This is a genomic window from Sphingorhabdus sp. Alg239-R122, assembly GCF_900537065.1.
GTDB lineage: Bacteria > Pseudomonadota > Alphaproteobacteria > Sphingomonadales > Sphingomonadaceae > Alg239-R122.
The window spans coordinates 17212-36816 of the sequence record NZ_UNRC01000009.1; the positions used below are offsets into that span (position 1 = coordinate 17212).

Annotated in this window: 22 protein-coding genes and 1 riboswitch; of the genes, 9 read left to right on the top strand and 13 right to left on the bottom strand. The window is 54.1% G+C overall.

Annotated features, from left to right (window positions below):
* Nucleotides 1-7 precede the first annotated feature (7 nt).
* Nucleotides 8-703 (top strand): uracil-DNA glycosylase, encoded by a 696-nt coding sequence (gene ung / locus G6Q15_RS09675; RefSeq protein ID WP_164118225.1) that lies wholly within the window; start codon nucleotides 8-10, stop codon nucleotides 701-703.
* Here ung and G6Q15_RS09680 read toward each other — a convergent pair.
* The gene (locus G6Q15_RS09680; protein ID WP_164118227.1) at nucleotides 700-1608 is read right to left on the bottom strand and encodes an alpha/beta hydrolase; all 909 of its coding nucleotides are present in this window, start codon (nucleotides 1606-1608) and stop codon (nucleotides 700-702) included. The two genes, ung and G6Q15_RS09680, sit on opposite strands and share 4 nt — an antisense overlap.
* Before the next feature lie 125 nt (nucleotides 1609-1733).
* Here G6Q15_RS09680 and G6Q15_RS09685 point away from each other — a divergent pair, with 125 nt between their 5' ends.
* The 5 genes from G6Q15_RS09685 (at nucleotide 1734) to G6Q15_RS09705 (ending at nucleotide 3957) form a co-directional block, all read left to right on the top strand.
* Nucleotides 1734-2306: a thermonuclease family protein gene (locus tag G6Q15_RS09685; RefSeq protein WP_164118229.1), complete on the top strand. Its 573-nt coding sequence runs from the start codon at nucleotides 1734-1736 to the stop codon at nucleotides 2304-2306.
* Between the two features lie 37 nt (nucleotides 2307-2343).
* A complete protein-coding gene (locus G6Q15_RS09690; RefSeq protein ID WP_164118231.1) occupies nucleotides 2344-2664 on the top strand; it encodes an alkylphosphonate utilization protein in 321 nt (106 codons plus the stop codon).
* A 78-nt stretch (nucleotides 2665-2742) separates the two neighbouring features.
* Entirely contained in the window at nucleotides 2743-3174 is a 432-nt protein-coding gene (locus G6Q15_RS09695; protein ID WP_164118233.1) for a DoxX family protein, read from the top strand.
* 61 nt (nucleotides 3175-3235) lie between these two features.
* Entirely contained in the window at nucleotides 3236-3388 is a 153-nt protein-coding gene (locus G6Q15_RS09700; protein WP_164118235.1) for a hypothetical protein, read from the top strand.
* 53 nt (nucleotides 3389-3441) lie between these two features.
* Nucleotides 3442-3957 carry a lipocalin family protein gene (locus G6Q15_RS09705; protein ID WP_205518145.1) on the top strand — a complete coding sequence of 172 codons (516 nt, stop codon included), beginning with the start codon at nucleotides 3442-3444 and terminating at the stop codon, nucleotides 3955-3957.
* Here G6Q15_RS09705 and G6Q15_RS09710 read toward each other — a convergent pair.
* The 4 genes from G6Q15_RS09710 to G6Q15_RS12300 form a co-directional block, all read right to left on the bottom strand.
* Complete coding sequence (locus tag G6Q15_RS09710; protein WP_164118237.1) at nucleotides 3954-4571, bottom strand: SOS response-associated peptidase family protein; 618 nt, start codon at nucleotides 4569-4571, stop codon at nucleotides 3954-3956. The genes G6Q15_RS09705 and G6Q15_RS09710 overlap by 4 nt on opposite strands.
* A 2-nt stretch (nucleotides 4572-4573) precedes the next feature.
* The gene (locus G6Q15_RS09715; protein WP_164118239.1) at nucleotides 4574-5857 is read right to left on the bottom strand and encodes a hypothetical protein; all 1284 of its coding nucleotides are present in this window, start codon (nucleotides 5855-5857) and stop codon (nucleotides 4574-4576) included.
* 208 nt (nucleotides 5858-6065) lie between these two features.
* Nucleotides 6066-6818 (bottom strand): amino acid racemase, encoded by a 753-nt coding sequence (locus G6Q15_RS09720; RefSeq protein ID WP_164118241.1) that lies wholly within the window; start codon nucleotides 6816-6818, stop codon nucleotides 6066-6068.
* Between the two features lie 19 nt (nucleotides 6819-6837).
* Entirely contained in the window at nucleotides 6838-7836 is a 999-nt protein-coding gene (locus G6Q15_RS12300; protein ID WP_164118243.1) for a hypothetical protein, read from the bottom strand.
* 377 nt (nucleotides 7837-8213) lie between these two features.
* Here G6Q15_RS12300 and G6Q15_RS09730 point away from each other — a divergent pair, with 377 nt between their 5' ends.
* A complete protein-coding gene (locus G6Q15_RS09730) occupies nucleotides 8214-8471 on the top strand; it encodes a hypothetical protein (protein ID WP_164118245.1) in 258 nt (85 codons plus the stop codon).
* Between the two features lie 191 nt (nucleotides 8472-8662).
* Nucleotides 8663-9070 carry a globin gene (locus G6Q15_RS09735; RefSeq protein WP_164118247.1) on the top strand — a complete coding sequence of 136 codons (408 nt, stop codon included), beginning with the start codon at nucleotides 8663-8665 and terminating at the stop codon, nucleotides 9068-9070.
* A gap of 127 nt (nucleotides 9071-9197) precedes the next feature.
* Here G6Q15_RS09735 and G6Q15_RS09740 read toward each other — a convergent pair whose 3' ends face one another.
* From G6Q15_RS09740 to thiC, 4 genes are all read right to left on the bottom strand, one after another.
* Complete coding sequence (locus tag G6Q15_RS09740; protein ID WP_164118249.1) at nucleotides 9198-10223, bottom strand: hypothetical protein; 1026 nt, start codon at nucleotides 10221-10223, stop codon at nucleotides 9198-9200.
* A gap of 160 nt (nucleotides 10224-10383) precedes the next feature.
* Complete coding sequence (locus tag G6Q15_RS09745; RefSeq protein WP_205518146.1) at nucleotides 10384-11709, bottom strand: NUDIX hydrolase; 1326 nt, start codon at nucleotides 11707-11709, stop codon at nucleotides 10384-10386.
* 25 nt (nucleotides 11710-11734) lie between these two features.
* Entirely contained in the window at nucleotides 11735-12211 is a 477-nt protein-coding gene (locus tag G6Q15_RS09750; RefSeq protein WP_164118254.1) for a hypothetical protein, read from the bottom strand.
* A 52-nt stretch (nucleotides 12212-12263) separates the two neighbouring features.
* Nucleotides 12264-14189, bottom strand: coding sequence for a phosphomethylpyrimidine synthase ThiC (thiC, locus tag G6Q15_RS09755; RefSeq protein WP_164118257.1), 1926 nt, complete (start codon nucleotides 14187-14189; stop codon nucleotides 12264-12266).
* A gap of 53 nt (nucleotides 14190-14242) precedes the next feature.
* Nucleotides 14243-14351: riboswitch (TPP riboswitch) on the bottom strand.
* 150 nt (nucleotides 14352-14501) lie between these two features.
* Between thiC and G6Q15_RS09760 the strand changes: the two genes are divergently transcribed.
* Complete coding sequence (locus G6Q15_RS09760) at nucleotides 14502-15446, top strand: hypothetical protein (protein WP_164118259.1); 945 nt, start codon at nucleotides 14502-14504, stop codon at nucleotides 15444-15446.
* Nucleotides 15447-15461: 15 nt separating this feature from the next.
* Here the strand turns inward: G6Q15_RS09760 and G6Q15_RS09765 are convergent, their stop codons facing one another.
* The 4 genes from G6Q15_RS09765 to G6Q15_RS09780 form a co-directional block, all read right to left on the bottom strand.
* Entirely contained in the window at nucleotides 15462-16379 is a 918-nt protein-coding gene (locus tag G6Q15_RS09765; protein ID WP_164118260.1) for a hypothetical protein, read from the bottom strand.
* 42 nt (nucleotides 16380-16421) lie between these two features.
* Nucleotides 16422-16763 carry a DUF962 domain-containing protein gene (locus tag G6Q15_RS09770; RefSeq protein ID WP_164118261.1) on the bottom strand — a complete coding sequence of 114 codons (342 nt, stop codon included), beginning with the start codon at nucleotides 16761-16763 and terminating at the stop codon, nucleotides 16422-16424.
* 119 nt (nucleotides 16764-16882) lie between these two features.
* Complete coding sequence (locus G6Q15_RS09775; protein ID WP_164118262.1) at nucleotides 16883-18688, bottom strand: flotillin domain-containing protein; 1806 nt, start codon at nucleotides 18686-18688, stop codon at nucleotides 16883-16885.
* Nucleotides 18689-18847: 159 nt separating this feature from the next.
* Nucleotides 18848-19501: a YqiJ family protein gene (locus tag G6Q15_RS09780; protein ID WP_164118263.1), complete on the bottom strand. Its 654-nt coding sequence runs from the start codon at nucleotides 19499-19501 to the stop codon at nucleotides 18848-18850.
* Nucleotides 19502-19605 lie beyond the last annotated feature (104 nt).

The window sequence follows — 19605 nt, forward strand, 5'->3', positions numbered from 1 at the left end:
CACTAAGATGAGTGACGCCATTAAGCTGCATCACAGCTGGAAACAGCCCTTGCTGGAGGAATTTCACTCTCCTTATATGCAGGCGCTCAAGCAGTTCCTGCTGTCGGAAAAGGCCGCGGGCAAGACAGTATATCCTGCAGGCAGTGAATATTTCCGGGCACTGGATCTAACACCACTCGGCAAGGTGCGGGTCGTGATACTGGGACAGGATCCCTATCATGGCCCAGGACAGGCGCACGGGCTGTGCTTCAGTGTGCGGCCTGGTGTCCGTCCGCCACCGTCCTTGCAGAATATCTACAAGGAGCTGCAGGATGATCTGGGCATAGAACGGCCTTCACACGGTTTTCTGGAACATTGGGCAGAGCAGGGTGTGCTACTTCTCAACAGTGTACTCACCGTCCGCGCAGGTGAGGCGGCTTCACATCGGGGACAGGGCTGGGAGAAGTTCACCGATGCCGTCATCCGCCTGATCGCCGCGCGCGATGAACCAGCGGTATTCATGTTGTGGGGCAGCTATGCCCAGAAAAAAGCGGCGTTTGTCGGTGAAGGCCGGCACAAAGTGCTGCGCGCCGTGCACCCATCGCCGCTATCCGCACATCGCGGCTTTATGGGTTGCAGACATTTCAGTCAGGCAAATGCCTTTCTGGAAAGTAAGGGACTGGCGCCGATCGATTGGAGCATGCCGGATATCAGTTCCGGTTAAGCGCGTTTCATAAATTCCACTATCTGCCGCATTGCCTTTTTACCTTCGCGGATTGGCAGCAGCATCCAGACGTGGAACATATCTTTATATTCGTGATATTCGACAGTGGGTGCGTTGTCGCTGGTATCGGCTTTTTCTTTGAGCCGCCGGGCGTCAGGCAGCAGGATATCCCATGTCCCTGCGAACATCTGGATTGGCGGCAGGCCGTGCAGATCGCCGAAAAGCGGGCTAACGCGCGGGTCGGTGACGGGCAGGTTGCCTGCATACATCCTGCCAGATTCCTTCAGCCCAACCAGCGCAAGCATACGGTCACGCTTTTCAAGCTCCGGCTGCATCGGATGGGTTCCAGTGGCATCAAGCCAGGGTGAAAGCAGCACAAGCTGTGCGGGAAGCGGAGCACCTTCATCGCGCAGCATCTGCGATAGTGTGAGCGTCATGCCGCCGCCTGCACTGTCGCCCATAACGGTTATGTTCTGCGCGCCATGGGCAGCGGCCAGGTCCTGATAAAGCATCTGCATTTTGGGCAAGGTTTTTTCTGCCTTGCTTTCGGGGGCTAACGGATAGAGCGGGACAGTGGCCGATGCCCCCACCGCTTTGCACAGCCGCGCGACAAAACCCCAATGCGCGCTCGCAACGTCCATGATATAACCGCCGCCATGCAGGTAGAGAATATGCGGTGCACCGGGCGTTACACCACCTTTGGGCGTAAACGTATAGACTGGATATCCGCGGTCATGCGCTACATGAATGTCAAAATCGCGGTGGATGTATTTTCCGGGCAGGTCAGGGCCTTTTTCGCGCATTTTGCGAATACGGGCCGCTACTTTTTCAGGTTCTGAGAAAAAAGACTTTATACCCAGCATGGGCAGGAAAAGATTGACGATACGGGCAGATAGGCTTGGCATGGGAGATTGCTATCAGATGCTACAGCGCATGGCCATATCAGATATGGCCAGTCGATACTGTTTGGCCGATACTGTTTGGCCGATACTGTTTGGCATGTCAGCTCACGCAGGCTAGACGTGAATATATGACACGTAATTTTATTCGCACCCTGCTGTTTTTTGGCCTGCTTATCGGTGTCTATTTTGCCATTGATTACTTGCCCATTGGCGGTGACCCTGAAGAAAACAGTCTTGAGCCCAAAGGCACGGCTGTGCGCGCGATTGATGGCGACAGTTTCCGCATGGGCGAGGATGAGCTTAGGCTTACCGGGATGGATGCGCCCGAATATCGCCAGACATGCCATGATGCGTCAGGCGGCAGCTGGGACTGCGGCAAGACAGCCCGGGGTGCACTGGCTGCGTTGCTGCGTGAGGATGGACTCAGCTGCACGCTAAGCGCGCGCGACAATTTTGGACGTGGCATCGCCACATGTAGCACTGACCGTACCTATGACATTGCGCAGACTATGGTGCACCGGGGCATGGCGGTGGCAAGTGGCGGCAATTTTGCGGGCGGGTTGGTGACGCCGACCTATGCCGATGCCGAGCAGAAGGCGAAAAATGCGAAGCGCGGCATCTGGCAGGGTGAATTTACCATGCCGCGAGAATGGCGTGACTCCAACCCGCATAAACTTACCGGAGCTGCCGATGCGCCGTAATGGTTTAGGATGACTTTAAGTTTGAGAGGATGACCCGATGGCAGGCAGTGATGAAGAAGAATATGTGTATGACGAGGCTAGTGGAGAGTGGTTAAGTCCCGCTGAGGTTGCAGAACGAGATACGGTAGATGCCGATGATGAAAGCGTGGAAGTGTTTGATGGCGTTGGCAATCGTTTGTCCGATGGCGACGCGGTGACACTTGTCAAAGACCTGAAGGTCAAGGGGGCTGGGCAGGTGCTTAAACGCGGCACGCTTATCAAATCCATACGCCTAACAGGCGACGCACAGGAAATTGACTGCCGCCACGATGGTATAAAGGGGTTGGTGTTACGTGCAGAATTTGTACGGAAAAGATAATAACATGCTTACGGAAATGCATGTCCCACTGCTATCGGTTCGCGGGGTTTTCGCACGCATAGGGTGGAGGTAGTTTTCATGGAGGTACAGTCACGTACCCGCATATTCTTCCGATGGCTATTGGCGCTTCTATACCTCGCCGCCGGGATTATGCATATTCGCTCACCTGCCGGTTTCCTTGCGATTACACCTGATTGGGTGCCCTATCCAGAGCAGGTGGTTTTCATCACGGGGGTTGCGGAAATTGCAGGAGCCATAGGTCTGATGACACAGCACTGGCGCCGGGCTGCGGGCATTGGTCTGGCACTTTATGCATTCTGTGTGTGGCCCGCCAATATCAACCATGCCGTGAATGATATAGCTGTTGGTGGCCGGACGCTGGGTTGGGGCTATCACGCCCCAAGGCTGTTATTGCAACCCGTAATCATATGGTGGGCTTTGTGGGCAAGCGGCGGCACAAACTGGCCATTCGGGCAGCGCGGTGATGCTGCTGACTGGGTAGACCCTTAAAGCTGGCCCGCGGAACAAAAACTCCCTGGCTTTGTTACTTCCTTACAGAATGGAGTAAATTATGGAACGTCACGGAGACGAAGTTGAAGTCACAACGGAAGAGGCTAGCGCAGGTGCGCGGCGGCACAATGTGCGCTACGTGCTCGCTGGCTCGCTTTTGTTAGCCATCATTGCAATGACCATTGCATGGGCCCTCCCGGCCTTGCTGAGCTAGGCTGCATATATATGATTTTGAAAAACCGGGCGACTGCCCTGATCCTACTGGCCATGGCGGGGTCTGTAATGCTGGCGGGATGTGCCACTTTTGAAAAAGGGCCTGTGGGCAATACTGCTGTGCCTCAGCCTGCTAAAACGGTCGATCTCGACCGCTATCTAGGACGCTGGTATGAAATGGGCCGATACGAAGCGGGCTTCCAGAAAGGCTGTGAAGCCGTAACTGCCGACTACACCCTGCGCGATGACGGCAAGATCCGGGTCGTCAACAGCTGCCGCAAAGGCAGCGTAGATGGCAAGTTCAGCACTGCTACCGGTAAGGCCAAGATCGTTAAAGACAGTGGCAATGCCAAGCTGCGTGTCTCGTTTTTTGGCCCCTTTTACGGCGATTACTGGGTGCTTGACCGTGCCCAGGACTACAGTTGGGCAATTGTCGGTGAGCCAAGTGGGCGCTATTTATGGATGCTTAGCCGCGAAGCCAAACCAGACCCAGAAGTGCGCGCCCATATTGAAAGCAGGGTGAAGGAACTGGGCTATGACTGGAGCCTTGTGCGCCTGACGAAGCACTAGGGTGCATCATTCATGACTTTGCGGACCATCCATTCCGGCGGATAGGGCTCGACCAATCTTTGCGCGATGTCCCATTCTGCGCGCAGCCACATGTCATGATCTTCGCCGCGCAATATGACCGGCATGTAGGATGGATTGATTTCCTCCACCAATGCGTTCGCATCACAGGTCAGCATGGCAAAGCTCGGAACTTCGCTGTCGCGGCAGATGCCGGCAATGGCAAATACCGGCTCTGCGGGCAGGTAGAACCAGTGCTGCGCCTTTCGTCCGGTCCGGGGGTCTGCATGGCGCGACCAGGTTGCAAAGCGCGTTACCGGGATCAGGCACCGGAATTCGGTGTGCCTCAGGTTGCCGATCCAGAAAGGGCTTGTAAGGTTGCGCACTGTGGTAACCGGGCGATAGTCACGCGGATCGGGAATGGAAGAAAACGAACTGGGCGGCGGTACGCCCCAGATGCGCGGTACCAGCCTTTTCTCATGGCGTCCCTGCACAATAACCGGCACGGGCCGCCCCGGCGCAGCATATCCGCCCGCCCATGGATCCTTTCCCGCATCGGCATCGAATGTTGCGGCGATGGTAGGGGCGTCGGTGTCGAGGCGGTAGAGTTGTGTCATTTTTATGCGCGATTAAAAAAACGGTCAATTTCGTCTGGATGCCCGGTACATGCATATTCAACCATCTCGGTGAGCATTTCGAGCTGGAATGAAAGCCGGATGCCTTCCTTGTCTTTCAGGTCGTTCATCATACGAACCAGAGCGGCATGGACCGAGGCTGTTTTTTCACCCTTGATCCGGTAACTTTCATCAGAGGCGAATAGCTGCGACAGCTCCTGTTCTTCATCGCTATGCCGGTGTTGCTCGCTAAGTTGCTGCCAGGTGCAGCCAAGTGAGGCGAGAAAGAAAAATTCCGGCTTACCACCCCGGAACAAATAGCTGGCAAACCCGATAGGCAATATATCCACGCTCTGTATCGTATCCTGGCCGCGACCCTCAATGCCAAGCTCTTCACGAAGCTCACGCTTTGCACCTTTGAATAGCAATTCCATAAAATCCTGTTCTTCATTGATAGAGGTGATATCTGCTCCGTCAAGCGAACCTGAACCACTGGGGGCGAGAAGTCCCGCAGATTCTATATTGGCCGCTGTTTGATCAACTAGGGTGAGATAGCCGTCGCTTGTGAATGCCAACACCGAGACCCCGATCTGGTTTGAGCAGAGTGATACAGGATACGGGCGGAGTTCATACTTGGCACCCCTCAGTTTTTTCAGAAAGAAATCAAAGCCGTTGTAAATGATCCTGCGCGTCCTGGCGTCGATAACCTGCATGAACGAAATATCGTTCGTGGCGAGGTTGGTAAGATATTGCGCTTTTTGCAACCGTACCTTTGGCGGTAATTTCCCGTCCTTATCGATAATCAGGTCCGTGCAGAAACGGACCTTATCGCCGTCATGGAAATGTTTGCTGGATAGTGTGCGGTTCAATTCTATGTGCGGCTGTATCTTGTTCCTAACATAGGCAGGCGGAACGAAAACCGACGCGTCGCAATAATAGGCTATGCCAGCCCCGTGGGTCTTGATCAGACAGTCGCTTACCCTTTCGCTCCACGCGCCGAAACCGTTGTGCAACCAGATGATGTTGTAGCCAGCGTCCTTGTACAATCGGGGCAGGGTGATTTTATCGCGGTATTCCTCAGAAAACCTGTAGTTGAAAAAATCAACAATCTTGATCCTGTTGATATAGGCTTCCGCTGATCTGAACAGGGACTTGGTATGCAGTTTCCGCGCCAGAAGGTCAAAAATGATAAGATATGCTGATAGCGAAAGTGGAATGCTAAAAATCAATGTTCGCACCAGATTCTCATGGTTCAGGATCAGGGAAACCAGTGATATGAGAAATATCATGATGGCGATCGGCAATACGAGCTTGGCTTCCTTGTCCCTGGCATCTGTCCTTATTTCAGAACTGCCCAATATCCTTTCCACATCCTTTTTTTTGTCCCGAGCTTTGCGGCTTTCTGCACAAGCTTCTCGCCACGCGTTGTAGATTATGCGTATGCCGATCTTTTCCGCTATCCAGTTGAACATTCTCGAAGCTTCTTTCTAGAACAGGTCATGCTGGTGGTGGCCCGCAGCGCCACTGCGGCATCGCCATGTTCCCAAGTGCCACCTGCACCGCTGCCGCAGCCTGTAGCCTTGTTGAATCGAGCAGCGGGAGCGGTGAAACATCCGGCGTCACCAGCAGCGGGATTTCGGTGCACACCAAAGCCGCGGCATCGCATTCCGCTTCTTTCAACCCTTCTATAATCCGCACAAAACCATCCCGTGTCTCGTCCCTGAATTCGCCCAGGCACAGTTCCTCGAATATCGCATCATGAATATAGGCCCGGTCCGCGTCCCCGGGTATCGCGCGTTCCAGCCCGTGCCGTGCCAGCGCCCCCTTGTACACCGGCCCTTCCATCGTCCAGTCGGTGCCCAGCACGCCAATATGGCGATACCCGCGCGCCTTGGCCTCGCGGGCCACCACTTCGGCAATATGCAGGCACGGGATCGGGAAACCTTCCCCCGGCTGTTCCAGCGCGATATGTGCTGTATTATCAGGCAGGATAAAGAAATCCGCACCCGCCGCGGCCAGCCGCCGTGCATCCTCCAGGAACAGCGCGCGCAGCCCCGCAAGATCGCCCGCCTCCCACATCTCCATCGCATGGTGCATGGCAATGCCCGACATCGTGATCTGCGGATGGTTGTGCGGCCCCATCGCCGCGATACCCTCCTGCCACACCGTCCGGTAAGACAGCGTCGCGCCCTCTGCGCTGTGCGCTAATATGCCGACATGCTTGCTAGGTACGGGAGTATATCGCGTCATGTCCGGTTTGACAGTCTGGTCATTGCGGCCGCCTGCCAATAACGGTGCCGATAAAGAACATCTCGTTCAGGCCGTCAAAATTCTTGTCCTCAGAGTAGGTGAACACATAACCGAATTCCGAACCCTGGGGGCCAAAAAATGAACCATTAATCTGGACTTCGTTGCCATTTCCATCTGCCATGAGACCAAAGATTCCCGAAGTCTCCTGGTTCACCGTGATGGTGTTTTCGCCCGAGTAAGTGCCCAATTCGATTGTGTCGCCTGACCCGAACGCTTCGAAACGAAGCGAGGATGTGACAACCCCGGTCGACAGGTTGACACTCAAGCTGGCATCGCCGCCCACGATCCCGCGTATCTTTACGCCGGTGCCGTCGCGCGCATCATACACCGTGCCACTGATGACAAAGTCGTCAAAGGAAACCTGCGTCTGTGAAGGCTGGTCATCGGGATGCGTTGGCACACCGAAAATACAGGTGGCCAGGCTGCGTATCTGCGTACCGGATGTGGCGCTTCCCTCAATATTGATTTCGGCGCGGCGGACATAGTCGTTCGGGAACGCCAGCGTACGGAAAATCGTGAAAGTCTCGAACGCTCCCTGTGTTCTTGAATTCTTGACATAGGTTATCTGGTCGGAGGGGCTGGCCGCCCTGTCGTCCGGTCCGAATATCTGCTGCACATTATTGGGGGTGAAAACCGTGTAAGCTTCATCCACTGCGGAATATGTGATGAGTCCGTCGGCACCAAAAACCTGTGTCGCTTCCCGGCCTGGCGCGAAATTGTCGGCCCTGGGAATAAACGCCTCACACGCTGTGGCGAAGTTCTGGTCACCTGTCAGGTCATCAAATTTGGTGTAGGTAAAGGGGGCGGGCGTAGGCGTGGGGCTAGGCGTAGGGCTTGGAGCCGGGCTGGGATTGGGCAGGACAACGCTGGGCGTTCCGGAACTTGAATCGCCGCCGCCACATGCGGTCAGAGCGACAGTGGACAACAAACCCGCAACCAAAGAAGTTTTACGCACCATGGATTTCCCCTTTTATCTTGGCCCCTTGCACTGTGATATGTAGAGCCAGTCAGGAACGGGAATAACGCCAAATCCACACTTTTTGCAATAAGTTATCTGTATGGCTTCCATTGAAACGCGGACATGCAATAATTTCCTGCATAAGCAATAATATTCCAAAAGCCGCGAAAGTGCCGGCAGGTCAGGTAAATTGGGCGGCCGGGTAAACCGTGCCCTGATTGGCATATTGTATATGTCCAGGTGATATGGCGAACTGAAATACAGTTTTATGGCTTTGTTTTGAGGTGAATAGCAGGTTTATTCCCTTTCTGTGACCGGTGTCACTCATCATCACGCCGTCCGGGGTGACTATGTCTTCGAACCACAGGAGACGAACCATGACGACCACAAAGACCATATTGACCGCAATTGTTGCCGCCAGTTTGATGACAGGCACGGCCTATGCCGATGATGGCGGCCGCAGCCAGGTCGTGACCACCGAAACGCAAAAGAGCGGCGGTGTGGCGGCATTGTTTGATCCGCTGCTTGATGTGCTGCGCGATATCCTTGGCATTGATGACGGCAAAAGCGTCGGCGACGGCGGTGATGACCTGCTGGTCGTCAACAATGGCGATGGCTCCGATTTCGATTGGTAGGCGAGGAACAGCTTTCCCGCGCAGGATGGGCCAACATGGGGCATTTCCCCGTCCTGTTCCCGGGAATTCAGAGGGGCCGTACCAGCCATGGTGCGGCCCTTTTGGTGCGGTGGGAGTGGATGCTGGATTCCTGCCCCGCTTGCACACCGCGCAATTGATGATGGCCGCTGCTGCTGTTATCAAAGCCCGACATGGACAAAGCCTGTACATATAGCGCCATGGAAGCGCCGCTGCTCGCCATTGGTGAGGCGGGGACGGACATTGTGCCCGCCGTCTATGACCGTTTCTTTACTCGCTTCCCCGAAGAACGCGCGAAGTTCCTCAATTTCGAAGCTGCGGCGGAGCGGATGGTGAACGAAACACTGGAAGCATTGGTCGGCCTGTCCGAAAACGCGTCATGGGCCGAAACCACGGTCATCAACTTTGTCGACCTGCACCGTGATTATGGCGTGATAGCGCAGCGGGTTTATGCAGGCTTTGTCGATATCGTTGTGGAGGCGGTTGGCGAAGCGGCGGGCGATGCGTGGACGCCCGCGAGCAAGGCCGCATGGCACACACAGGCACAGCGGCTAAAGGCAATGATCGCAGCGGCGGGATAGCGGCAAGCGCGGGGCGGGTGCGCTTAGCTTCCCTTAGCTTCGCACCCAGGAAGCTGTTCAATCCGCCAATGTAGGGCAAATCCTGTTGGACTTTCCCAACATATGTGGCCCTTACGCACGGCCGCCATTACGCTGCGCCGCTATCTGGCGTATCATCATTTGACGTATCATCATGTGGCAGGACATCGTCATCCACATGATCATCCATATCATCATGGGGGATGCCGTGTTTTTCATCAATGTGTCTTTCATCAAATTGTTCTGCGTCAAATTCATCGACAAAATCCGCAAGCTCTGCAAGGCCATATTCAGAATCCCCGAAATCCTCACGCCAGCCATTTTTTTCCCAGCTCTCGTCATCCCGGCTCTCATCGTCCCAGCTCTCATCGTCTTCATAATCCTTGCCCCGGGGCTCTTCATCTTCGCCCTCTGCACACGCATGGGCATCATCAGGGCGGCCCAGCGCATCCAGCGCTTCGGGCAGCGGTGAATAGCCGGCGTTCCACTCCTCCGCCTTGGCGCGTTCGTCCAGGCTCAGCACGCTTTCGGTGCCCACGCCATAAATATCGCGGCGATGATGGCGCAGCAGGAACATCAGCAGCCGGTCGTTAATCTTGCGCTTCATGCCGCACATATTTCCATCGCGGTCGAACACCGGTTCGCGTATGCCGTTAATAGCGCGGGCAAAGGCGATATCGGTAAGCTGCCGCGATGCCTGTGCAATCGCCATGTCCCACGCCTTCGCAAAGCTTTCCGCGCCGGGCGCACGGCGCAGCTGATACGCACTGCGCGGTGTCATCCCCGCATCCGCCGCGGCCTCTATAACCAGACCGGTGTCGGCGAGCGCGGCAATAAAAACCTGTTGCCGCTGCGGCGTCCACCCCGAAGCGCTCACCCGTTTGCGTGGGACAGGGGCAAAACCGGGACCGGCATCGGCGGACGTACGGGCGGCGATATCAGACGGCATCATATCCTGCGCCGCGTCGGCAATGCCGCGTGAGGCGCCGTGCGAGGCTATCGCAGGGCCACTATGCGGATGAGGCGGCTCTGCCGAACCACCTCCGCCACCGTGTGCATGAATGTCAAAAGGATCAAATTCCTCCGTTACAGGCGCGGAATCCTCAAGGCGAGCGGGTGTATATGGTTTTGTCATGTCGCAGCATATAACCTATATGGTTATATGTAGGAAAGTGGATATATAGCACGCATTATCGCGTTCCTAGGCATGTCGTTTTAGCCGGGGTGGTGGTTGTGGGTATTTAGGGGTTAAGTAAACTGTTGGCGTAATCTCGTAATTTACCGTAATTTCTGGTTCAAATTAGAGACCATTGTAATAGCCGTTGAATAATAACCTGGCTCCATCGCTCAGTCTTCAGCTTACCGTTTATAACATCGTCCTGCGACAGCATTTTGATGCTTCTTTCTCCAAATTCCTTTGTATCAACACGCACTTTCATAGTTTCAAAATCCACAAAGCATAAAGTCGCTATGGCAAAATGTTGTGGGTTTGGGTCTTTTGACCTATCAAAAATACAGAGTGCGTCTTCAAAATTGGGTGCATAGTCGATCCCTAGTTCTTCTTTGATTTCTCTTTGAAGTGCAGTTTGGATGACTTCTAAATTGGAGGCTCCATGATATTTGTCTTCACGACGCACATGTCCGCCAAAATAGAACAATATTTTTCCCTTTTCAGCAGATTTCTCGGAAGTTGCGCGACTTACTTTCTTGCCGGCCAGCACCTTCTTTTTGTCCAATGATACGATGACACCGACTGGTATCGGTTGAAGCCATTGGTTATTCGCTTCAACTTCAGCCCGGTGTGCAAATTTCAATTCTGTTGAATCGATATTTTCAGTAGAGATTTTCCAGCTTATCTCATCAGCCACCACAAAATCGTCTTTTTCAAAATATGCTACTTTTTCTGAAACCAACGCATCAAGAGCTTGTAAAACATCTGTTGTTACTTTCAAACTTACTTTGTTTTGATCTTCGTTATCAGTATTAATGCTCTGCACTTGCTGAAAATGCTCAGAATATTCATCAATACAGTTATCAATAGACTTATTGTAACTTAAAAGAACACTCTTATTCATCACAGATCCTGAACGCCTAGTAAGTAAATTTGCGTATTCACGTTGTAGTGCGGTGTCAGGAGAAGCTTTCAGTGCATAAACTACGTCAATTTTTGAAGTCCATCTTTTTGACAAGAAAAAGTCTGTGAATACTTTAAAATTATCATCGTTCAGATAGCTTCTAGCTTTTTGCCATGTAAACCAACACACGGCATCAAAAAGCCCTCTGTCGAGTATAACTACATCGTACTCTTTGTTCTCATTGCTCATGATGCGGGCTAGTTCAGCCAATGCATGACAGCCTGTCCAAACATTAAAGTTTGGATCAAATTTATCTCTGATAGGACAAATACTAGCCCTTTCGCTAAGAACTTTAACCCGGAACTTGTTGCGCTTTAAAAAAATGACCAATGAATTAATGCATGATGTTTTGCCAGATTTTGGTGTGCCACAAAACTCAATAATTATTGGGCGACGAGGTCGAACATCACGTTTTGCTTGCAACACAGATTTAGCTTTTGCTTCCAATCGCTCAATCTGTTCAGGTATTTGATTTAGGCTTAGCAACGTATAATTTCCCCTATGATACTGCCTACTCGACCTCGGCTTTAATCTCAAAACGCCGGACCATTGTTCCTGTTATTGCTGCAGTCAACGCAGATGCCGTGGAGATATGAATCCAAAAAAACCAACTGAATCCACTAAATTCGTGTGCACTGCTCGCAATTATTCCGCAAATAACAACAATAGAAAACATTGAAATCAACATAGCAAATAGAGGGCGGGTTAAGAAATAAGCGATAGTCGCCGCTTGTGAAGTCGGTGAAGAATTTATTTTAACAGTCATAGCGAACTTGTCTTTATAAAGTTTGCGAATGTAATATAGACTAGAAAAGCAAATTGATGAATAGCTTGTAACTGCTGCTATTTGCTTCATTGAGATAGTGATTGGGGGAGAATCCATCAACACAATTTGTCCCCACAAATAACAAACTATGCATATGGAGAGGATGAAAAAACAAAATAAAATCCAAAACGCTGTATCGCTTAGTTGCATCCCTTCTTTCATTTTTTTCTCCGTTTTTTCGGATATACCTAATCTAATTAAAGCGTAAGTAATACTACTTTACCTCATCCGCCGGTAAATACAACCGGTCGCCCTTTTCCTTATACACTTCCGCCATTTCGCGCATGCCTGCCTCTGCCGCCGCCTTGCTGGCTGCCGCTGTGTCAGCGCCCAGTTTTTCCGCCGCGATGAAACCCTCTGCGCTTTGGTTTTGTTTGCTGGCGAAGTCGTGGACCTCCTGGCTGATTTTCATGCTGCAAAACTTTGGCCCGCACATGGAGCAGAAATGCGCGGTTTTTGCGCCTTCGGCCGGGAGCGTCTGGTCGTGATATTCCTCCGCCGTGTCGGGGTCGAGCGACAGATTGAACTGGTCGCGCCAGCGGAATTCGAAGCGCGCCTTGCTGAGCGCGTCGTCGCGGACCTGCGCTGCCGGATGGCCCTTGGCAAGATCAGCGGCGTGCGCGGCGAGCTTGTACGTCACCACGCCCACTTTCACGTCATCACGGTCGGGCAGGCCCAGATGCTCCTTGGGCGTCACGTAACACAGCATCGCCGTGCCGTACCAGCCGATCTGCGCCGCGCCGATGCCGCTGGTGATATGGTCGTACCCGGGCGCGATATCGGTGGTGAGGGGGCCGAGCGTGTAGAACGGCGCCTCGCCGCAGACTTCGAGCTGCTTGGTCATATTCTCCTTGATCTTGTGCATCGGCACATGGCCGGGGCCTTCGATCATCACCTGCACATCGGATTTCCAAGCGCGGTGGGTCAGCTCGCCGAGTGTGTAGAGTTCGCTAAACTGCGCCTCGTCATTGGCGTCGGCAATGCTGCCGGGGCGCAGGCCATCGCCAAGCGAATAGGCGATGTCATAGGCTTTCATAATCTCGGTAATGTCGTCGAAATGCTCGTACAGGAACGATTCCTTATGATGCGCGAGGCACCATTTTGCCATGATCGACCCGCCGCGTGACACAATGCCCGTGACGCGCTTCGCCGCCATCGGCACATAGGGGAGCCGCACGCCGGCGTGGATGGTGAAATAATCGACACCCTGTTCGGCCTGTTCAATGAGCGTGTCGCGGAATATTTCCCAGGTCAGTTCCTCGGCAATGCCGCCCACTTTTTCGAGCGCCTGGTAAATCGGTACGGTGCCGATTGGTACGGGGGAGTTGCGGATAATCCATTCGCGGGTGTCGTGGATATTGCGGCCGGTGGAAAGGTCCATCACTGTGTCCGCGCCCCAGCGGGTGGACCAGACCATTTTGTCAACTTCATTGGCAACGTCGGATGCCACAGCTGAGTTGCCGATATTGGCGTTGATTTTGACCAAAAAGTTACGCCCGATCGCCATCGGTTCGGTTTCCGCATGGTTGATATTGCTGGGGATGATGGCGCGGCCGCGCGCGACTTCATCGCGGACGAATTCAGGCGTCACATAATCGGGGATGGCGGCGCCAAAGCTTTCGCCCCCCTGTATTTTGGCGCGGTTATATTCTTGTCTGCGTTCGCGCCCCAGATTCTCACGCTCGGCGACATATTCCATTTCGGGCGTAATAATGCCCTGCCGCGCATAGTGCATCTGGCTGACATTCCTGCCCGGCTTTGCGCGGAGCGGCCGCGTGACGGGATGCGGGAAAGGTTCGACACCGCCGCTGCGGTCGGGGCCGAGCTGGCCGTTATCTTCGGGCTTGGTGGCGCGACCGTCATATTCCTCGACATCATCGCGGCCCATGATCCATCTCTGACGCAATTGCGGCAGGCCCTTGTGGATATCAATGCTGGTTTCAGGATCGCTGTAAGGACCAGATGTGTCATAGACGCGCACCGGGTCCTCGCCGCCTTCCAGGTGGATTTCGCGCATGGCGACGCGGATGCCGGAGCCGGATTTGGCGGCGACATGGATTTTCTTTGACCCGCGAATGGGGCCGGTGGTCACGCCAATCGTGCCGTCTTCTTTTTCGGTTCTTGCGGGTGCGTCGCCCATGGATAGTCTCCTTATGGTGACAGAGGAGCTGGGGACGGGTGGCGCTGATATTGGCGCGGATGCCGCTCCCTCCCTCCGCCAGTGTTAGCTGGATCAGGTTCAACGGGTCGCGGACTATTCCGCTCTCAACCCGTAACGACACAGGCTCCCCGGGGATATGGATGCAATGTAGGGCAAGCCTTGCCCTGTGTCCAGCAATGCCGATACACAATGTTGGTCATAATACACGTATTACACGCAGTTAGTCGAAGCCAGTTGGTGGCGGCGTGATAACTACTTGCATTCCAAATGCTTTGCATATTAGCTGATGACATGAAAATATCCCGTCTTCCCCTCCTGTTCGCATTGGCTGGCTGCACTGCGTTTAGTTTTTCCATGCCCGTGTTGGCACAGCAAGAGCGTGCAGCAACTGGTGATGACGGTGACATTGTCATAGAAGGCCGCAGGGGCAGGACGCGGGATAAGATCAAGGTGCTTCTGGAAAAAGGGACTACAAAGCAGTTGGGCCGCTTTGAAAAAAAGATATGTCCCGGGGTATTGGGAATATCTGCCGACATGTCAGCGACATTTGTCCGCATCATCCGTGAAAACCTGGAAAAAGCGGAGATCGAACTGGATGCGGAGGATTGCGATGTGAATGCATTGCTGGTCTTTTCCGAAGAACCTGCACAGTTGATATCGATTTTGCATGAAGGAAAACATGAACTTTTTACCGGATTGCCCAAACGTGAGATCAAAAGGCTCAAGAAAGGCGGCGAGCAGATATATAGCTGGCAGGTCATCGAACAGCGCGGGCGCGGCGGCGAGAAGCTGCAAAGGGTAACTCAGATGAATGGCCGGCCGGTTGGCGGTAAAGACGGCGTGCTGATCGTAGAGGATATTGGTGTGTCCCGCATCTATGAACGGACACGTGACGACATGGTGTTCGCAGTAGCCGTTATCGACGTTGACGCTATAGAGGGCAAAACGTTCCAACAGGTCGCGGATATTGCGACGCTTCACCTTGCGCTGGATATTGCGCCTGAGGCAGCTGAAAGGGCCGAGAGCAATTCGATACTCACGTTATTTAATGAACGGGAAAATGATGCTGCGCCCGAGCGGATGTCGGATTTGGAATTTGCGACACTGAAAAATCTCTACAAGATCAAATCAAATAACTATAAGGCATTCAGGCAGTTAGGACGGGTTGCGAGCATGATCGAAAAAACAGAACGTTCCGATGCTGAAACAGGTCCTGCTGATTCCAGCAAAGAATAACTGATCTCATCCATATTATTGCCGTTTCAGCACCGCCTGTCCCTTGGGATAGAGGATGGTGTAGCTTTGCGGCAGGGCGATGACCGTGCCGTCGCATTGTAGCGTGACCCTGGTGCGCTGGGCACTGCTGACGTCCATCAACCATTTCTTGCCGGATTTTGACAGGGTCAGGCTGATGGCTCTGACCTGCTGGGCATCTGTACCTGTCAATGCGACAGGGATTGTTTCGCTGTCGGCCCAGCCTTCAAACCTGCTCTCCTTTGGCAGCATGCTGATGGCGGCGTCGATACGGATGGCGGCGGCATCTCCATCCAGCGCCGCCGCGCTATACTGGATATTCACATGCGGTTGCAGCCCAGGGTTGGGAACGGCTAGGCTATCATCCTCAATCGCGGTAACAGGTGCAGGCAGCGTGCGCGCCGGATGCGGGGGGTAGGGATAACCTACATTCTTACCGGTAATACGGTTATATCGGACGATCTGGCCGGTTGGTACAATCGCCTCATATTTACCATCATCGTCCGCATCGACCAGGCAGTTCATCCGGTATCGCCCCTTTGGCTCGCCCGTCAGGTCGGTGCGTTTTTCCGGTGTGCACATATGGATTTCAGCGCCCACCATATATTCGCGGAACACGGTGGGATTTTTCTTTTTGGGTGCGGCCGCAATGGTATCATCGGACAGGCGGAACTTGCGGTATTGCAGCGCGCGCTGGTCAGTGAGCAGCACTGCGCCCTTTTTGAACTGCGCATTATGCGCCGTGACAGGCTGTGCAGCTGCTATGCCTGTGAAAATTTCCGCAATGCTGTTGTTGAGCCGGTTGCAGTCAAATTCCGGCGGCTGTTCCTGCGCTGATAGCGGGCCCAGTGCCACCGCTACAACCAGCGCCAGTGTGCCCGCGCGGGCATGTCCATGGGGGGATATGGTCAGCATGTGCTATATTTAGCGGGCCTGTATACCTGCCGCAATGGCGGCTTAGCCAGATGCGCCGGTTTTTACACCTGCGCGCTCCAGCTCGGGCCCGATCCGTCCGGTCAGCCACAGGAAATACATTTTGAAATCTGCGGCCAATGACCAGAGCGGATATGTGAAAGTGGCGGGGCGGTTTTTTTCGACACGAAAATGCGCCAGCCAGGCAAAGAAATAACCCGCCACGGGCATAGCCAGCAGCCATAGCCATTTCCCGGACAGGACAGCATAAAAAGCCACGGCGATAACCAGCGTTGTGCCAATATAATGCAGGCTGCGGGTCCGCGGCTTGCTGTGCTCCCGCAGGTAGAATGGCCAGAATGTTTCAAATGACTGATATTCGCGCATGATGTCCTCGTACTATTTACCCGGTATTATATGCACAAAAAGAAAGAGCGCAAAACAAACCGGTGTTTCGCGCTCTTGCGGGCTACTAAACCCGTTTTTGCAGGAACGGTGATCAGGGCCTATCCATTGCCTTTTTCATTATCGGTAGCCTTGGGCCCCGATTGGCTGGTTTTTGGTTGGGGCCTGCTGCGTTGCGTAGGTCGCGGCTTCGCTGGTGCCGGTTTGGCAAGCGCAGGTGATGGCTTTGTTTCTGCCTTCTGCGTAGCCTTGCCCGCATCACTATCACCCTGAGCTGTGGCCCCCGCGACCAGGTTGTCAAGCGACTGGCCATCAAGGCCCAGCTCTTTCATCAGCCCGTCAATAACAGGCGCCTGCGCGCGGTAGGACAGCGCCGCGGATACAGCGTCAGTGGCAAGATTGCCCGAACCGCCGCCAGCCGGCGCATTGCCGGAACCACTGCCAGCCCCGCCGCCATTTTGCGTGATGCCATCGACCTGTACGATTTTGATCGAGTCAATCGCCTCCATTGGTTTTGCCGCTTCCTTGACCACGTTGGGCAGGACATTCAGCAGCGCCAGCTTGGTCTGCAGCGAAATCTGGTCAGATGACAGGATGTTTGCCGCTTCATTGACTGCTTTTTGACCCGCCGCTTCGACTTCGAAACGAACGCGGGCTGCATCGGCGCGCAGTTTTTCCGCTTCGGATTCACCCTGTGCTTCCAGCCGCAATGCCTCGGCACGGTTGGACGATGCTTCTTTCTCTGCTTCGGCTTCAACCTTGACGGAGATAGCCTCACGTTCAGCTTCTTTCGATGCTTCGATCAGTTCGATGCGTTTCTGACGATCGGCAATCTCGGTTTCACGCGATGTTGCGACCTGTTCTTCAGCAGCCACTGCCTTGGCGCGCGCCTCGTCGGCTTCGGCCTTGGCATGGCTTTCTTCACGCGACTTGTTCTGGATAGCAATCTGCTGTTCCTGACGTGCAATCTCGATCGATTGCTGCTGGGAAATGCGTTTTTCCTCGACGGTACGATCCGCTTCGATCTGCCGTGAATCAACTTGCTGTTTAGCACTAATCCGCGCTTCATCGGCTTCACGTCCGCGCTCTGCCTGCTGCGTTGCGACTTCAGACGTTTGTGCCGCGCGGCGAACTTCGACTTCACGTTCCTGTTCGAGGCGTGCAAATTCATTGTCACGGCTGATTTCAAACGACCGTTGATCGGCTTCAAGGTTCTTGGTTTCCATCTGCACGCGGGTATCCTGCTCGATATCGTTGCGCGCTTTCTTGCGCAGTTCAATCTGCTCGGTGAGCTTGGTCAGGCCTTCGGCGTCAAACGCGTTATTGGCGTTGAAATGTTCGATGCTGGTCTGGTCAAGCCCGGTCAGCGAAACCGATTCCAGTTCCAGGCCGTTCATGGCCAGGTCGTTGGAGGAAACCTGCTGCACTTTCTGAACGAAATCGGCGCGCTGTTCGTGCAGTTCGTTCATCGTCATGCCGGCGGCGACGGAACGCAGCGCATCGACGAACTTGCCTTCGACCAAATCCTTCAGCGCTTCGGGCTGCATGGTGCGCAGGCCGAGCGTTTGTGCCGCCATGGCAAGTGCCTCGCTGTCGGGGCGCACACGGACATAGAATTCCGCCTTCACGTCGATCCGCAAGCGGTCGAGCGTAATCAGCGCATCTGCGTTTTTGCGTTCCACCGCAAGACGTACGGTATTCATATTCACTGGCATGGTTTCGTGCAGTACGGGTAGTACCATTGCGCCGCCGTTCATCACGACTTTCTCTCCGCCAAAACCGGTGCGGACGAATGCGATTTCCTTGGTCGCGCGGCGGTATAGCCGGGTAATGATGATCGCCAATATGATAAAGGCCACGACGGGCACGCCCACAAAAAGGGTCAAACTGGATAAACTCTCAAGCATATTTTCTCTCTTTCATTTTGCGCCTGTCTGCGTCTGATTTCCAATGGGTTTTGGCCAAGAGAATCGGTGCTGCGACAAGGCAGTTGTTGATAAACTAACAATTTTCGGTGGCCATGCGACTCTTTAATCATATGGCCGTATTTGGGTCTCGAGCGTCCGTCAGTCGCCCAGTTGCGGCACATTTGCATTGCCGCGTGAAATTGCCCGGAACTTGCGTCCTTCTCGGGCTGTGAGGAGCACTTCCTCGCCTTCATTCAATATCTGGCCTGCATTATCGGGTTCGACCATGATATAGTGGTGATGGCCGTGCACATCGGTCACCTTGGCACGCGCGGGGGAGCCTGTTTGCGCACGGCCCGTCTGAATTACCGCGAAACGGCCGATCAGCGACCCGACATTGACCGCAGTCGTTTCATCTTGCGGGATGATGCGCGACAAGGGCCGTGATAACAAGCCAGTGAGCGGGAGCGCTGTCACAGCGGCGATCGGTGCAGCCAGCCATGGGCTGAGTAGAGCCCCGGTCAGGTTTTCGATAAACTGTTGTCCGGCAAGGCCAATCATGCCAAACAATGCCAAGAATAGCACCAGCAGCATCATGAGCGGCAGCCGGCCCAGACCCAACATGGCGAGCAGGCCATCGGCAGGACCGCTCGCATCAAAATCTGCGTCCATATCCATGTCAATGTCCAGGTCGACATCCAGATCGGGACTGAGGTCGCCCAGCCCAATAGCCTGCAGTACGCCCAGCGCAATCATCAGCAGTAACGCCCCGGTGAAAATCAGGTTTTCATCGAGTAACCAGAAATCAAACACGCGTTATAACCCTCTCTAAGCAGCGGCTATTTGCGCCTGCTGTCTATATGAATATGGGATGAACATGGCGCGATTTCAAGATGTGCGATACCGATTTTCGCACG

Excerpts from the sequence above, each read along its gene's own strand:
- G6Q15_RS09750 (WP_164118254.1), bottom strand. The coding sequence starts at position 12,211 with ATGAAAGAAGGGATGCAACTAAGCGATACAGCGTTTTGGATTTTATTT.
- G6Q15_RS09700 (WP_164118235.1), top strand. The coding sequence starts at position 3,236 with ATGGAACGTCACGGAGACGAAGTTGAAGTCACAACGGAAGAGGCTAGC.
- G6Q15_RS09705 (WP_205518145.1), top strand. The coding sequence starts at position 3,442 with ATGGCGGGGTCTGTAATGCTGGCGGGATGTGCCACTTTTGAAAAAGGG.
- G6Q15_RS09685 (WP_164118229.1), top strand. The coding sequence starts at position 1,734 with ATGACACGTAATTTTATTCGCACCCTGCTGTTTTTTGGCCTGCTTATC.
- ung (WP_164118225.1), top strand. The coding sequence starts at position 8 with ATGAGTGACGCCATTAAGCTGCATCACAGCTGGAAACAGCCCTTGCTG.
- G6Q15_RS09695 (WP_164118233.1), top strand. The coding sequence starts at position 2,743 with ATGGAGGTACAGTCACGTACCCGCATATTCTTCCGATGGCTATTGGCG.
- G6Q15_RS09760 (WP_164118259.1), top strand. The coding sequence starts at position 14,502 with ATGAAAATATCCCGTCTTCCCCTCCTGTTCGCATTGGCTGGCTGCACT.
- G6Q15_RS09710 (WP_164118237.1), bottom strand. The coding sequence starts at position 4,571 with ATGACACAACTCTACCGCCTCGACACCGACGCCCCTACCATCGCCGCA.
- G6Q15_RS09720 (WP_164118241.1), bottom strand. The coding sequence starts at position 6,818 with ATGACGCGATATACTCCCGTACCTAGCAAGCATGTCGGCATATTAGCG.
- G6Q15_RS09775 (WP_164118262.1), bottom strand. The coding sequence starts at position 18,688 with ATGCTTGAGAGTTTATCCAGTTTGACCCTTTTTGTGGGCGTGCCCGTC.
- G6Q15_RS09715 (WP_164118239.1), bottom strand. The coding sequence starts at position 5,857 with ATGATATTTCTCATATCACTGGTTTCCCTGATCCTGAACCATGAGAAT.
- G6Q15_RS09765 (WP_164118260.1), bottom strand. The coding sequence starts at position 16,379 with ATGCTGACCATATCCCCCCATGGACATGCCCGCGCGGGCACACTGGCG.
- G6Q15_RS09690 (WP_164118231.1), top strand. The coding sequence starts at position 2,344 with ATGGCAGGCAGTGATGAAGAAGAATATGTGTATGACGAGGCTAGTGGA.
- G6Q15_RS09740 (WP_164118249.1), bottom strand. The coding sequence starts at position 10,223 with ATGACAAAACCATATACACCCGCTCGCCTTGAGGATTCCGCGCCTGTA.
- G6Q15_RS12300 (WP_164118243.1), bottom strand. The coding sequence starts at position 7,836 with ATGGTGCGTAAAACTTCTTTGGTTGCGGGTTTGTTGTCCACTGTCGCT.
- G6Q15_RS09735 (WP_164118247.1), top strand. The coding sequence starts at position 8,663 with ATGGACAAAGCCTGTACATATAGCGCCATGGAAGCGCCGCTGCTCGCC.
- G6Q15_RS09680 (WP_164118227.1), bottom strand. The coding sequence starts at position 1,608 with ATGCCAAGCCTATCTGCCCGTATCGTCAATCTTTTCCTGCCCATGCTG.
- G6Q15_RS09770 (WP_164118261.1), bottom strand. The coding sequence starts at position 16,763 with ATGCGCGAATATCAGTCATTTGAAACATTCTGGCCATTCTACCTGCGG.
- G6Q15_RS09730 (WP_164118245.1), top strand. The coding sequence starts at position 8,214 with ATGACGACCACAAAGACCATATTGACCGCAATTGTTGCCGCCAGTTTG.
- thiC (WP_164118257.1), bottom strand. The coding sequence starts at position 14,189 with ATGGGCGACGCACCCGCAAGAACCGAAAAAGAAGACGGCACGATTGGC.